The sequence below is a fragment of the Serratia sp. SM04 genome (assembly GCF_040280225.1).
Classification (GTDB): Bacteria; Pseudomonadota; Gammaproteobacteria; order Enterobacterales; family Enterobacteriaceae; genus Serratia; species Serratia sarumanii.
The window spans coordinates 73,718-87,251 of the sequence record NZ_JBEOQT010000006.1; the positions used below are offsets into that span (position 1 = coordinate 73,718).

15 protein-coding genes are annotated in these 13,534 nt (G+C 60.8%); 4 read left to right on the forward strand and 11 right to left on the reverse strand.

The window, feature by feature from the left end:
* Positions 1-23 precede the first annotated feature (23 nt).
* Entirely contained in the window at positions 24-329 is a 306-nt protein-coding gene (locus ABTW55_RS10880; protein ID WP_139291246.1) for a GIY-YIG nuclease family protein, read from the forward strand.
* Here the strand turns inward: ABTW55_RS10880 and ABTW55_RS10885 are convergent.
* Positions 316-819 (reverse strand): GNAT family N-acetyltransferase, encoded by a 504-nt coding sequence (locus ABTW55_RS10885; protein WP_033648656.1) that lies wholly within the window; start codon positions 817-819, stop codon positions 316-318. The two genes, ABTW55_RS10880 and ABTW55_RS10885, sit on opposite strands and share 14 nt — an antisense overlap.
* Positions 813-1,340 (reverse strand): SCP2 domain-containing protein, encoded by a 528-nt coding sequence (locus ABTW55_RS10890; protein ID WP_170311425.1) that lies wholly within the window; start codon positions 1,338-1,340, stop codon positions 813-815. The genes ABTW55_RS10885 and ABTW55_RS10890 overlap by 7 nt, the downstream gene beginning before the upstream one ends.
* Before the next feature lie 252 nt (positions 1,341-1,592).
* Between ABTW55_RS10890 and ABTW55_RS10895 the strand changes: the two genes are divergently transcribed.
* Both ABTW55_RS10895 and ABTW55_RS10900 read left to right on the forward strand, forming a co-directional pair.
* Positions 1,593-2,588 (forward strand): peptidase U32 family protein, encoded by a 996-nt coding sequence (locus ABTW55_RS10895; protein ID WP_015376422.1) that lies wholly within the window; start codon positions 1,593-1,595, stop codon positions 2,586-2,588.
* A gap of 11 nt (positions 2,589-2,599) precedes the next feature.
* Positions 2,600-3,478 carry a U32 family peptidase gene (locus ABTW55_RS10900; protein WP_060422717.1) on the forward strand — a complete coding sequence of 293 codons (879 nt, stop codon included), beginning with the start codon at positions 2,600-2,602 and terminating at the stop codon, positions 3,476-3,478.
* Between the two features lie 308 nt (positions 3,479-3,786).
* On the opposite strand, the gene ABTW55_RS10905 is transcribed toward ABTW55_RS10900, so the two are convergent.
* The 4 genes from ABTW55_RS10905 to ABTW55_RS10920 all read right to left on the reverse strand — a co-directional run bounded on the left by ABTW55_RS10905 (position 3,787) and on the right by ABTW55_RS10920 (position 7,559).
* Entirely contained in the window at positions 3,787-4,158 is a 372-nt protein-coding gene (locus tag ABTW55_RS10905; protein ID WP_126171282.1) for a hypothetical protein, read from the reverse strand.
* Between the two features lie 157 nt (positions 4,159-4,315).
* Positions 4,316-5,455 (reverse strand): ABC transporter permease, encoded by a 1,140-nt coding sequence (locus ABTW55_RS10910; protein WP_049213112.1) that lies wholly within the window; start codon positions 5,453-5,455, stop codon positions 4,316-4,318.
* Entirely contained in the window at positions 5,452-6,606 is a 1,155-nt protein-coding gene (locus ABTW55_RS10915; protein ID WP_060422719.1) for an ABC transporter permease, read from the reverse strand. The genes ABTW55_RS10910 and ABTW55_RS10915 overlap by 4 nt, the downstream gene beginning before the upstream one ends.
* Entirely contained in the window at positions 6,588-7,559 is a 972-nt protein-coding gene (locus ABTW55_RS10920) for an HlyD family secretion protein (protein WP_033636831.1), read from the reverse strand. Before ABTW55_RS10920 ends, ABTW55_RS10915 begins: the two co-directional genes overlap by 19 nt.
* 230 nt (positions 7,560-7,789) lie before the next feature.
* On the opposite strand from ABTW55_RS10920, the gene ABTW55_RS10925 reads away from it, so the two are divergent.
* Positions 7,790-8,803, forward strand: coding sequence for a luciferase-like monooxygenase (locus ABTW55_RS10925; RefSeq protein WP_049288409.1), 1,014 nt, complete (start codon positions 7,790-7,792; stop codon positions 8,801-8,803).
* A 38-nt stretch (positions 8,804-8,841) separates the two neighbouring features.
* Here the strand turns inward: ABTW55_RS10925 and yedF are convergent, their stop codons facing one another.
* The 5 genes from yedF to nlpI all read right to left on the reverse strand — a co-directional run bounded on the left by yedF (position 8,842) and on the right by nlpI (position 13,432).
* Positions 8,842-9,081, reverse strand: a complete 240-nt coding sequence (gene yedF, locus ABTW55_RS10930) for a sulfurtransferase-like selenium metabolism protein YedF (protein WP_004933486.1) — start codon at positions 9,079-9,081, stop codon at positions 8,842-8,844.
* Positions 9,078-10,292, reverse strand: a complete 1,215-nt coding sequence (yedE, locus tag ABTW55_RS10935) for a selenium metabolism membrane protein YedE/FdhT (protein ID WP_016929320.1) — start codon at positions 10,290-10,292, stop codon at positions 9,078-9,080. Before yedE ends, yedF begins: the two co-directional genes overlap by 4 nt.
* A 146-nt stretch (positions 10,293-10,438) precedes the next feature.
* Positions 10,439-12,361, reverse strand: coding sequence for a DEAD/DEAH family ATP-dependent RNA helicase (locus ABTW55_RS10940; RefSeq protein ID WP_004933492.1), 1,923 nt, complete (start codon positions 12,359-12,361; stop codon positions 10,439-10,441).
* Positions 12,351-12,431 (reverse strand): protein YrbN, encoded by an 81-nt coding sequence (gene yrbN, locus ABTW55_RS10945; RefSeq protein WP_099032700.1) that lies wholly within the window; start codon positions 12,429-12,431, stop codon positions 12,351-12,353. The genes ABTW55_RS10940 and yrbN overlap by 11 nt, the downstream gene beginning before the upstream one ends.
* Before the next feature lie 116 nt (positions 12,432-12,547).
* Positions 12,548-13,432 (reverse strand): lipoprotein NlpI, encoded by an 885-nt coding sequence (gene nlpI, locus ABTW55_RS10950; protein WP_033636826.1) that lies wholly within the window; start codon positions 13,430-13,432, stop codon positions 12,548-12,550.
* Between the last annotated feature and the right edge of the window lie 102 nt (positions 13,433-13,534).

The window sequence follows — 13,534 nt, forward strand, 5'->3', positions numbered from 1 at the left end:
CCTGGCCACCAAAGCGGCGTACGATGACCGACACCTCCCCCACTCCCTGGCACCTCTACATGCTGCGTTTACCGAGCGGCATGCTGTATACCGGCATCACCACCGACGTGGCGCGCCGCCTGGCGCAGCATCAAGCCGGCAAAGGCGCCAAGGCGCTGCGCGGAAAAGGGGAGCTGACGCTGGCATTTCACTGCCAGGTGGGGGATCGCTCAACGGCGCTGAAGCTGGAATACCGCGTCAAACAGCTGAGCAAAATACAAAAAGAGCGGCTGGTGAATCACCCGCCGCTGTCGTTGGAGTATCTATTGCCGGTCGTTAAAAGCGATTAAACGGCGCCGAAAAAGCCACTTCGCCGCTGACGCCATTCAGGGCGTCTTCCGCCAGCGGATACACCTGGAACGCACTTTCCGTGTCCGGCCAGCGGCAGTTCAGGCCATAGGCGGCGGCCGGTTTAAAACCGAAGCGGCCGTAGTAGGCCGGATCGCCCAGCACCACCACCGCGGCGTAGCTGAATTCGTTCAACGAATCCAAACCTTCGTACACCAGCTTTTCAGCCAGCCCCTGGCGGCGCAGGCTTTCATCTACCGCCAGCGGCGCCAGCGCCACCCATTGGCGATCTTCGCCGGCCACGTCCACCGGGCTGAACGCGGCGTAACCCACCACCCCGCCTTCGTCGTCAGTGGCGACCACGCCCAGCGTCAGCAGGCCGTCTTCGCGCAGCTGCTGCACCAGATCGGCTTCGTCGTCGCGGCCAAAGGCGCGGCGCAGCAAGGCGTCTATGCCCGCCGCGTCTACCGGGATCTCTACGCGGATCAGCATGATACCGCCACACGGGAAGCCGACGCCGTGCCCTCCTGCAACCCTGCTTCGACAAAATCAGCCAACTGCAACAGCCCCATGCGCAGCGGCGCAGGCATGCTTTCCAGCTCGATGGCGTCCATCAAATTTTTCACATACAGGCCCAATTCGGTATCCCCTTCAATCTGCAGCCGACGCTGAAAGAACAGCGTATCCGGATCTTGCTTGCGCGCCGCGATCAGGATCAGATCGTTGGCGTCGCCGCTGAAACTGACGTCCGCTTCGGCGTGCTGGCTGACCACCAGTTTGTCGTTTTCTACCGTCATAAACCATTGTAGCGCCAGATCGCGAACTTCGATCTTCAGCCAGCGCGATTCGAGAAATTCCAGATCGCCATCCGCCAACGCCTGGCGGAACTGCCAGCTCAGCACCTGTTGCAGCAGCTGGCGCTGCAGGGCGAACGGCGTGAATTTCAGCGGGATGCGCAGCAGCGACGGCCCCTGGCGCACAAGGCGTGCTCGTAGTTGTTCCAACACGGTCATCCACTCCTTTCAATACGGACTACCGCTATTTTGCCACACTGGCGCGCGGCTTCAGCGGTCTATATCAACAAATAGTGCATTTCACCGCCATGTTTATCAATACGCCATAAGCTGCCCCAAATCAAAACCTGTGTACGCCCCTTTGCCTAAAATGGCCTCCCCGATTCGCGTTTGCCGGCGGAACACCGCCGTCGGCAACCTTTAAAGACAGCGTGCGCCCGGCCGGGTGCACGGCTAAGCCAGGATAAATCTATGGAGCTGCTTTGTCCCGCCGGCAACCTGCCGGCCCTGAAGGCCGCGGTGGATAACGGCGCCGACGCCGTTTACATCGGCCTGAAAGACGATACCAACGCGCGCCACTTCGCCGGCCTCAACTTCACCGAGAAAAAGCTGCAGGAAGCGGTCGATTACGTGCATCGCCACGGCCGCAAGCTGCATATCGCCATCAACACCTTCGCCCATCCCGACGGCTACGCCCGCTGGCAGCGCGCGGTGGATATGGCGGCCCAGCTGGGCGCCGACGCGCTGATTCTGGCGGATCTGGCGATGCTGGAATACGCCGCCCAGCGCTACCCGCAGCTGGAGCGCCACGTTTCGGTGCAGGCCTCCGCCACCAACGAGGAGGCGATCCGTTTCTACCAGCGCAACTTCGAGGTGGGCCGGGTGGTGCTGCCGCGCGTGCTGTCGATGCATCAGGTGAAACAGCTGGCGCGCACCAGCCCGGTGCCGCTGGAAGTGTTCGCCTTCGGCAGCCTGTGCATCATGGCCGAGGGGCGCTGCTATCTCTCCTCCTACCTGACCGGCGAGTCGCCGAACACCGTCGGCGCCTGTTCGCCGGCCCGTTTCGTGCGCTGGCAGCAAACCCCGCAGGGTATGGAGTCGCGCCTGAACGACGTGCTGATCGACCGCTACCAGGACCATGAAAACGCCGGCTACCCGACGCTGTGCAAGGGCCGCTATCTGGTGGACGACGTGCGCTACCACGCGCTGGAAGAGCCCACCAGCCTCAATACGCTGGAGCTGCTGCCGGAGCTGCTGGCCGCCAACATCGCCTCGGTGAAGATCGAAGGCCGCCAGCGCAGCCCGGCTTACGTCAGCCAGGTGGCGCGCGTCTGGCGCCAGGCGATCGACCGCTGCCAGGCCGATCCGGCCGCCTACCGCGCCGACGCCGCCTGGATGGAGACGCTGGGCGCGATGTCCGAGGGCACCCAGACCACGCTGGGCGCCTATCACCGCAAATGGCAGTAGCCGGAGGAAACATGAAATACGCACTGGGGCCGGTGCTCTACTACTGGCCGAAAAACGACATCGCGGCGTTCTATCAGCAGGCGGCAGAGAGCAGCGCCGACATCATTTACCTCGGCGAGAGCGTCTGCACCAAGCGGCGCGAGATGAAGGTCGGCGATTGGCTGGCGCTGGCGCGCGAAATCGCCCGCAGCGGCAAGCAGGTGGTGATCTCTACGCTGGCGCTGTTGCAGGCGCCGTCCGAGCTGAATGAGCTGAAACGCTATGTGGAGAACGGCGAGTTCCTGTTTGAAGCCAACGATCTGGGCGCGGTGAACATGGCGGCGGAGCGCGGCTTGCCGTTCGTCGCCGGCCACGCGCTGAACTGCTACAACGCCTATACCCTGCGCCTGCTGCGCCGCCAGGGCATGATGCGCTGGTGCATGCCGGTCGAGCTGTCGCGCGACTGGCTGGCCAACCTGCTGGCGCAGTGCGACGAGCTGGGTTTCCGCCACGATTTCGAGGTGGAGGTGCTGAGCTACGGCCACCTGCCGCTGGCCTATTCGGCGCGCTGCTTCACCGCCCGCTCGGAGAACCGCGGCAAGGACGAGTGCGAAACCTGCTGCATCAAGTATCCGCAGGGCCGCATGATGCGCTCGCAGGAGCAACAACAGGTGTTCGTGCTCAACGGCATCCAGACCATGAGCGGCTACTGCTACAACCTCGGCAACGAGCTGCCGAGCATGCAGGGGCTGGTGGACATCGTGCGGCTGTCGCCGCAGGGCGCCGAGACGCTGGCGCAAATCGAGGCCTTCCGCGCCAACGAACGCGGCGAAAAGCCGCTGGCCTTGACCGATCACGCCGACTGCAACGGCTACTGGCGCCGCGTGGCGGGGTTGGAGTTGGTGTCTTAGCGAGGTAAGCGCCGGCGGCGCACTGCCGCCGGCATTGTTTATTTATCAAGATGAATACGGTTATTTCCGCCGTGGAACCAATGGAATAAACTTACACACATCAAGCAGCAGCTTCTGATACCAAAATAAGTAAAAACCGCGATGACCGCATCTACCAAATGTTCTCCGTATGAAATAATACTTAGCGAGGAGAGCGAGACAAGTAACATGCTCAACGTTAGCGCCATCATATTACAAAGCGGGTCTAAAATACGTCTATTGGCCATAACCCACCCTCTATTGTTGAAACGGTAAAAGCGATGTTCTCATCACCATCGACACTGCCCATTAACGCTATTGGCGTTTTTATTGCCACCCAAGGCACCACCGTTATTCTTATTATTCCCTGCGGGGCTGTTATCGGCGCAAGAGACCGCCCCCATCAAGCCACCGGCAACCGCCATACCTATCATCCCTGGCGGGCCACCTGAAAAACCGGTAAATGCGCCAATGATAATACCCATTCCAACCTGATTGGCACAGGAGTTTGGTGCACCTCTGCTTGGCCTGTCACGATCGCCGCCGTTATTTCCATCACCACAACCGCCAATCAGTTTCATCTCATCAGAAGTAAGCTCTCTTATTGTTGACATATTTATATTATCCTTTAAATAACACGTTATAGATAAAACTAACGCCAACCATTAATTCCCTAAACCGGTCGACAATGACAATTACCAAAGTCAATATAAGAAATTAAATCAAAATAACAATAGACATCCCGCTAAATAAACAACCTTAAACATATCGATAATACGAAATAATAAAGGCGCCGAATATGGCGCCTTTATTGGTTCCCTACACTCGCCGTTTCCTGAACATCCCGCGCAGCGCCACGCTGTTGCGCAAGAAGCCGACGCCGAAGCCCAGCAGGGTGTAGACCACGCCGAGCACCAGCATCATCATCACGTCGCCCCACACTTCGTTCAGCGACAGCCCCATCTGGTTGACACCGGCGATCGCCTTGGTGCCCCAGGTGGAGGGAATGCTGTAGGAGATGGCGCGCACCCAGGCCGGCATCGACTGCAGCGGCCAGATGGTGCCGGACAGGTAGAAGATCGGCGTGGTGATGAACGCCAGCGTCAGGTAGATCATCTCGACGCTGCGCAGGCACTCGGTCACCAGCTTGCCCAGCCCCAGCACCGCCAGCAGGAACGGGAAGGTCAGCAGCAGCAGTTCGGCGATGTTCGCCGTCTGCCGATAGCCCAATACCCACGGCCACAGCACGAACAGCACGATCGACAGGAACAGCCAGATCGGCAGCAGCGCCGTCAGCCCGCCGAGGTGCGCCGCCAGCGGCGCCTTGCCGCCGGGCATGCTCTTCATGGCGATGTTGACGCGGATACAGGCGATCAGCAGCGAGTGCTGCAACAGCATCACCAGCAGGCCGGGGAAGATGATCGCCGCGAAGCTGATGCCGGGGTTAAACACGTCCAGCGTTTGCCCCAGTATCGGCGTCAGCAGTATCTGCGCCTGTCGTTCGCTGAAGCCGCTGCGCAGCAGCAGCCCGTTGTTGTACTCCGTCAGCAGCTGCTGGTAGGCCGCCACCACGTCCTGTTGGATCTGGCCGTTGGCCAGGCGGTTGGTGGCGTCGCCGTACACCGGCACCACGATGTTCTGCCCGCTGAGGATCTTCTTCTCCAGATCCACCGGCATGATGATCACCGCAAACAGCTTGCGCCAGCTGAGATCGCGCTGCGCTTGTTCCAGGCTGTCGTAGGTTTCAATCGCTATCTTGGAGGTGGCGTCCAGTTGGCGGATCAGCTGCCGGCTGGCGGTGCTGTGGTCCTGATCGACCACTCCCACCGGCAGATCCCACACCGTGCGGTTGGCGTACACCATGCTCATGATGCACAGCGACAGGATCAGCATCAGCCACACCGGCCGCTCCAGCATGCCGAGCAGCACCTTAACGAAGGTTTGCCAATAGAGCTTCATCCGGCGTTCCCCTCTTTTGCCAGCCGCGCCGGCAGGCGATTGCGCACCAGCAGCGCGGCCACCAGCGGGTAGACCGCCAGCAGCGCACACACGCTGAAAATGGCGCTGGCGTGCACCTGCCGCAGAAACACGTCGAACATCGCGTACAGCGCGTGGGTCAGCGGCTCGATGTTGGAAATGATGCGCGCCGGCAGCGGCATCGACAGCTCAGGCACCGCCATGCCGGAGAAGGTCATCGCGATACTGACCAAAATACCGATCAGGCTGTAGGCGGTGATGGTGCTGCCGGTAAAGGTGTACAGCAGCAGGCCGATGCTCTGCGCTGCCATCACGTAAAACAGGCCGATCATCAGCATAAACAGCGGGTTACCGCTGACACGGGCGTCAAAGATGCCCACCAGCGCCGCGATCTCCACCATCAGCAGGGTGGTGAAACACAGCGTGTACGGCGCCAGCTTGCCGAGCAGCGCCAGGCTGAACGGCTTGGCCTGCAGCAGCGACTTGCTGCGCGCCAGCACGTAGATCATGCAGGTCACCGCGAACAGCTGCAGCAGATGGATGGTGGCGGCGAACTGCTGGTAATAGATATAGCTGCCGCTGGCGTTGAACAGGCTACCGTAGGAGAGCGTCACGTCCGCCAAGGGCGGCAGCGTTTTGCCCATCTCGGTGGCGATGATGCTGCGGGTGCTGGCGTTGATTTCGTTCATCAGGCCGCCAAAGTCCTGGGTGGAGTACAGCCCGGCGCCGTAGAACAGCGCGTTGTAGTACATCACCACGCTAGGCTGTTTGCCCGACAGCGCGTTGGCCTCGAAGTCCGGCGGAATGTACAGCAACGCGTAATCCTGCGCGCTGCGCAGGCGACTCAGCGACTCCGGCAGCCCGCCGCCGTAGGCCTCGACGTGGGCGTGCGACCCGGCGTCCAGCCGCCGGGTCAGCGACTTGGACAGCGGGCTGTGATCGCTGTCCACCACCGAGACCGGCAGATCGAGCAGCGTGCCTTCGGAGAAGTTGCTGCTGATCAGCCCAAACAGGATCAGCGGAAAGATCCAGCTCAGCCAGTGCACCACCGGGCTGCGAAAGGCAACGCGACACTCTTTGTCGAACGCGTGACTGAAGCAGCGCCAGCCGGCCCTTACTCTTTCCATTGCCATAAGGTGCTCATCCCCGGACGCAGGCCGTCCACCGGCTGTGACGGATACAGGCGCACTTCGAAGGTTTTCAGGTCGAAGTCGCCGGTGGCGCGGGTGGCGCGTTTGGTGGCGTAATCCCCCAGCGGCGCGATGTAGCGCACCTCGGTGTCGATCATTTTGTCCTTCAGCGCCGGCACCCGCAGCTTGACCTTGTCGCCTTTGCGCACGTGGGCCAGGATGTCTTCGCGCAGGTTAAACACGAAGTAGGCGTCCGGCACCCGGATCAGCGTCACCAGCGGGCTACCGGCGTTCAGCAGCTCGCCCACTTCGGCCGGGATCGGCCCCACTTCGCCGTCCACCGGCGCTTTCACCTGCAGATCGTCGCTCTGCGCCTGGATCTGCAGCAGGTTCTCTTCCGCCGCCCGCAGCGCCGCCGCGTATTGTTGCCGCAGCTCGACGCGGTCGCCGTTGATGCCTTCGTCCAGGTTGGCCTTGGCCGCCTGCACCTGCTGGAAGGCGGTGTCGCGCGCCCGGCGCGAGGCATCCAGCTCGGACTTCGAAATATAGCCCTTGCCGGCCACACTCAGGTTGCGGTTGTAGTCGTTTTGCGCATTGCGGTACTGCGCTTCGGCCTGCGCCAGATTGGCGCGCAGGTTGCGGATGCTCTCTTCACGGGTGCCGTGCAGCGACTGATCGAGCTGCGCCTTGGCCTCGTCGCGCGTGGCCTGCGCGGAACGCAGTTGCGCCATCAGTTCGGGGCTGTCGAGCTGGATAATCAGCTGGCCGCTTTTCACGTCGTCGCCGCGTTCGATCAGGCGTTCAACCACCCGGCCTTTCGCCTTGGAAGCGACGATCACTTCGGGAGCGTCCACTTCACCCTGCAGTAACAGATCCTGATTGTGCGCGCGGAACAGGACCGCCAATGCGATCGCCACCATCATCAGCAACAGGGTAAACAGCGTCTTTTTTTTCATTATGTCGGCTCCCGGAACGGTAAGCGGCGGGCGGGGATCATCATTTCCATGTCTTAAATTGCTCCAAAAAACACCATTGCTCTCATGAGGATATCACAAGCACATATCTCCTCTTTTATAACTATAAATTGGATTATGCTTTTAACACTAAAAAGCATCATTTTCGGCTTTTTGGTATGCAGATTCCTGCAATCGCCCTTTAAGCGATCCACTCTCTGATGGACGATGCCATGACTGAAAACACTGCCGTACCGCTGTCGGTACTGGATTTATCGCCAATCCCGCAAGGGGCCAAAGCGCGCGACGCTTTCCACTGTTCGCTGGATTTGGCGCAGCACGCCGAACGCTGGGGCTACCGGCGCTACTGGCTGGCCGAGCACCACAACATGACCGGCATCGGCAGCGCCGCCACCTCGGTGCTGCTGGGCTATCTGGCCGCCGGCACCCAGAGCATTCGCCTCGGCTCCGGCGGCGTGATGCTGCCGAACCATGCACCGCTGGTGATCGCCGAGCAGTTCGGCACGCTGGAGTCGCTCTACCCCGGCCGCATCGATCTGGGGCTGGGCCGCGCGCCCGGCACCGATCAGCGCACCATGATGGCGCTGCGCCGCCACCTGTCCGGCGATGTGGATACCTTCCCGCGCGACGTGCAGGAGCTGCAAAACTACTTCTGCGACGCGCAGCCCGGCCAACCGGTGCAGGCAGTGCCGGGCCAGGGGCTGCACGTGCCGCTCTGGCTGCTCGGCTCCAGCCTCTACAGCGCGCAGTTGGCGGCGCAGCTTGGCCTGCCGTTCGCCTTCGCCTCGCACTTCGCCCCGGATATGCTGTTCCAGGCGCTGCAGCTGTACCGCGAAAACTTCAAACCGTCCAAACAGCTGGCGCAGCCGCACGCCATGGTGTGCGTCAACGTGATCGCCGCCGACAGCGATAGCGATGCGCGCTTCCTGTTCAGCTCGATGCAGCAGCAGTTCATCAACCTGCGCCGCGGATCGCCCGGCCCGCTGCCGCCGCCGGTGGATAACATCCACGCGCTGTGGACCGCCGGTGAGCAATACGGCGTCGAGCAGGCGCTGCGGATGTCGATCGTCGGCGATGAAAAAACCGTGCGCCACGGGCTGCAAACGCTGCTGCGTGAAACCGATGCCGACGAGATCATGGTCAACGGCCAGATCTTCGATCACCAGGCGCGGCTGCGTTCGTTCGAGATTGTTGCCGGAGTGAAAGGCGATGTCGTGAAGGGATAAAACGCGAAAAAGCGGTGGGGAACCCCACCGCCTCGGCGTTAACGCTGGATCAGATAGCGGATGGTCGGCCCGTCCTGCTGGATATCCAGCACCTTGTAGCCGTGGTTGCGCGCATCGAGCGGAATGTTGTTGATCGACTGCGGGCAATCGCTGATCACCTCCAGGATTTCCCCCGGCTTCAGCTGCGGCATCGCCTCCAGCGTCGCCACCGCCGGGTACGGGCAAGGCTCGCCCAGCATGTCCAGCCGGTAGTCCGGCACTATCGTCGTCTCTTTCATGGCATGCTCCTCAAATTCACCACCTGCGCCTCAGGCCGGGCGCGGAAAAAGCGTTTCTCCCACCACAGCATGGCGGCGAAGGCCAGCGCCAGCAGCAGATAGGTCACCAGCAGGCCGCCGATCGGGCCGAAGGTGTCGAGCAGGTTGATCTTGTCGTAGTCGGTCGCCAGCGCCGGCGCCAGATCGTCCCAGTAATAGGCCAGCAGCGTGGCGCCGATGATGTTGCCCAGCCCCACCCACCAGTAGTGCACCTGCCCTTCCACCGCGCGGTACATCCAGCCGGTCTCGCAACCGCCGGCCAGCACGATACCGAAGCCGAACAGCAGGCCGCCCAGCACCGCATTCGGGCCGGCCCACATGATTTTCGGCGCCACGCCGAGCTGCACATAGCTGAAGATGCCGATGGCGCTCACCGCCATGCCGATGATGATGGCTTTCGCCATGTGGGTGCGGCCGGTGATCCACAGATCGCGGAACGCCGAGGTAAAGCAGATCTGCGCGCGTTCGATCAGCAGACCGAAGCCGATGCCGAACAGCATGGCGATGCCGAGCTTCGGCGCATCGAACAGCGTCCACAGCGACCAGGCCACCGCCAGGCCGAAGACCGCCATGCCCAGCCGGAAGCGGCGGCGCGCCTGCTCAGGTTTCTGCGTCAGCGGCGCGGCGGCCTTCACCTTTTGCAATTTGACCGGAATGCGGAACATCGGCAGCAGCGTGAATTTGGCGCCGAAGTACGAACCTGCGGCGGTCGCCAGCGCGAAGAACCAGGCGTGCAGCGAAAACTGCGGAATGCCGGTGAAGAATGCCGCCAGGTTGCAACCCATCGCCAGGCGCGCGCCGAAGCCGGCGATAATGCCGCCCAGCAGCGCCTGCACGATGCGAATGCGGTGCTGCGGCTGGCGCAGCTTGATGTTGTTGGCCCACAGCGCGGCGGCGATGCAGCCGGCGAACATGCCGATGATCATGCGCCCGTCGATGCGCTCCAGCGGCGTGCCCTGCAGGCCGATAACCTTGAAATAGCCCCACTGCTCGGGGTGCAGGCCGAACCACTGCAGCACATGGCCGCCCCAGCGGGTGAACTCGCCGGTCACCGCCCAGAAGGTGCCGGTCATGCCGAAGTAGTAGGTAGAAAGGATCCCGGCGGCGATCACCGCCGGCAGCGGCGCCCAAAAGCGCACCAGGTATTGAGATTTGAACTGCTGCCAACTCATGGCATCTCCCGTGCATATCATCCGTAAGAAAAAACCTTATGAATGATACGCCATTCAGGGACGTTTGACGGCAACTTTCAGGCATAAAAAAACCAGCCCGCAGGCTGGTTTTTCAGAGCATTTCACCGCGAGCGATGAATCAGCGATTACGCGTCGCCGAAACGACGACGTGGTGCTGCCGGTGCGCCGTCATCACGGCGTGGCGCCGGTTTGCCGTCACGGTTGTAGTTACCGCCACGACGCTCGCCGCCGTTGCCGCCTTCACGACGTTCACCGAAGGAACGACGTGGGCCGCCTTCGCGACGTTCGCCGTTGAACGGACGACCGTTGCCGCGACGCTCGCCGCCGTTGCCACCGTCACGACGCTCGCGGCGTTCGAACGGCTGTGCATCGCCCAGCAGCTGCATGTTCATCGGCTTGTTCAGGATGCGGGTGCGAGTGAAGTGATTCAGGATCTCGCCCGGCATGCCTTTTGGCAGCTCGATGGTGGAGTGGGACGCGAACAGCTTGATGTTACCGATGTAACGGCTGCTGATGTCGCCTTCGTTAGCGATAGCGCCAACGATGTGACGGACTTCTACGCCATCGTCACGGCCCACTTCGATGCGGTACAGCTGCATTTCGCCAACGTCACGACGTTCGCGACGCGGACGATCGCCGTCACGGCTGTCGCGGCGATCGCCACGGTCACCGCGACGATCGTCACGGTCGTTGAATTCGCGGCGCTGACGCGGCTTGAAGACCGGATCCGGCGGCAGGATCAGCGGACGTTCGCCCTGAGCCATTTTCAGCAGCGCTGCGGCCAGGGTTTCCATATCCAGCTCTTCTTCCGGCTGCAGTTTGGTCAGCAGCGCGCGGTACAGATCCAGATCGCTGCTTTCCAGCTGCTGCTGAACTTTTGCGGCGAACTTGGCCAGACGACGCTCGCCCAGCAGTTCTGCGTTCGGCAGTTCCACTTCCGGGATGGTCAGCTTCATGGTGCGTTCAATGTTGCGCAGCAGGCGGCGTTCGCGGTTTTCCACGAACAGCAGCGCGCGGCCGGCGCGGCCCGCACGCCCGGTACGGCCGATACGGTGAACGTAAGACTCGGAGTCCATCGGGATGTCATAGTTGACAACCAGGCTGATGCGCTCAACGTCCAGGCCGCGGGCCGCAACGTCGGTCGCGATCAGGATATCCAGACGACCGTCTTTCAGGCGCTCCAGGGTCTGCTCACGCAGTGCCTGGTTCATGTCGCCGTTCAGCGCGGCGCTGCTGTAACCGCTGCGCTCCAGCGCTTCGGCCACTTCCAGGGTCGCGTTTTTGGTACGCACGAAGATGATCGCTGCGTCAAAGTCTTCAGCTTCCAGGAAACGCACCAGCGCTTCGTTTTTACGCATGCCGTACACCGACCAGTAGCTCTGGCTGATGTCCGGACGGGTGGTCACGCTGGACTGGATGCGCACTTCCTGCGGCTCTTTCATAAAGCGGCGGGTGATGCGACGGATCGCTTCCGGCATGGTGGCGGAGAACAGCGCGGTCTGATGTTCAGCCGGGATCTCAGCCATGATGGTTTCTACGTCTTCGATAAAGCCCATGCGCAGCATTTCGTCGGCTTCATCCAGCACCAGACCGCTCAGGTTGGAGAGGTTCAGGGTGCCGCGCTTCAGGTGGTCCAGCAGGCGGCCTGGGGTACCCACAACGATTTGCGGGCCCTGGCGCAGAGCGCGCAGCTGCACGTCGTAACGCTGGCCGCCGTACAGGGCTACCACGTTGACGCCGTTCATGTGTTTGGAGAAATCGGTCATCGCTTCGGCAACCTGAACCGCCAGTTCGCGGGTCGGTGCCAGCACCAGGATCTGAGGTGCTTTCAGGTCTGCCTGCAGGTTGTGCAGCAGCGGCAGCGAGAACGCTGCAGTTTTACCACTACCGGTCTGTGCCATGCCCAGCACGTCGCGGCCGTTCAACAGGTGAGGAATACACTCAGCCTGGATCGGAGATGGTTTTTCATAGCCCAGATCGTTCAGGGCGGAAATGATTGGAGCAGACAGCCCCAGATCAGCAAAAGAGGTTTCAAACTCAGTCGTCATGTACACGTGCCTCATTAATAATGGCAGCCAGTCTACATAACTCGTCGAGAAAATTTTCAGTCATTTTCATTGAAAAGTGTGAACCGGCTCAAATTAGATTATAAAACGAACAAAAAAGCCCTCGCCCGTGAAGGCGATAACTTTGGTTAAAAACCAATGTTCATCAGGCTGATAGGTGTTCGTCAGCTATTGCTGGTCCGATTCCGATAGGTCGTCTTGCTCTTGGCCCAAAAGCGCCAATTCCAACAATGCATAGCGGTGCTCAACGAAGTTGTGAACGTTGTTAGCCACCGTCAGTTTGAACAGCGCCGAAGCGGTGTCCTTGTCCCCCAGACTCAGGTAGTGTTTACCCAAATAGAAGTCAGTTTCACTGAGATGCTCAGCGAGCGAAGTGTTATCCGTTGCATCTGCCTTGAGGCGTTCCATCAGCGTTTTTTCGCTGATCTTGCCCAGGTAGAATTCGACAATATTCCATCCCCATTGCCCTCTGTCCGCTTTGTCATAGCGCTGCTGAAGCGCTACCTCGGCCTTCTTGGGATCGATTTCTCGCTCCACCAGATACAGCCATAACGAACGGAAGGGATCGTTTGGGTCGTCTTGATAAAACGCCTGCAGATCATCCTGCGCCAACGGGAAGCGGCCGCCATAATACAGTGCGATGCCCCGGTTTAAACGCGCGTAATTGTAAGTTGGATCAAGCTCTAGTACAGAATCAAACGCTTCATAGGCAGCATCAAAATTGCCTGCCTGCGTTAAGTAAATGCCCAGGTAGTTGAAAACTTCCGGCATGTCGGGACGTATCGCCAGCGCCTGCGAGAAATCATTGCGCGCTAATGCACGTAACCCGAGGCTATCATACAGCACACCGCGCTCATATAAAAGCTGTGCGCGTTCGTCATCCGTCAGTGCCCGGCTGGCAAGAATTTGTTCCATGCGCGCCAGGATCACTTCCTGCTGCAACGTTGGCTGCAACGGGATTGCCAAAACTTCGTCTTTACGCCAATCATGGTTGCTGCATCCTGCCAGCATGAGTGCTGTCGCAACGTAACACCAGCGCAAGAAAGGCTTCATTTCCCACTCCCGAAGACAAACATTGGATGAACGTCCTGTCCTCCGTTTGCTAAAACGCGGGCATCCTACCCGCGCGATACGAACAGCTCCCAACCCCGTGGC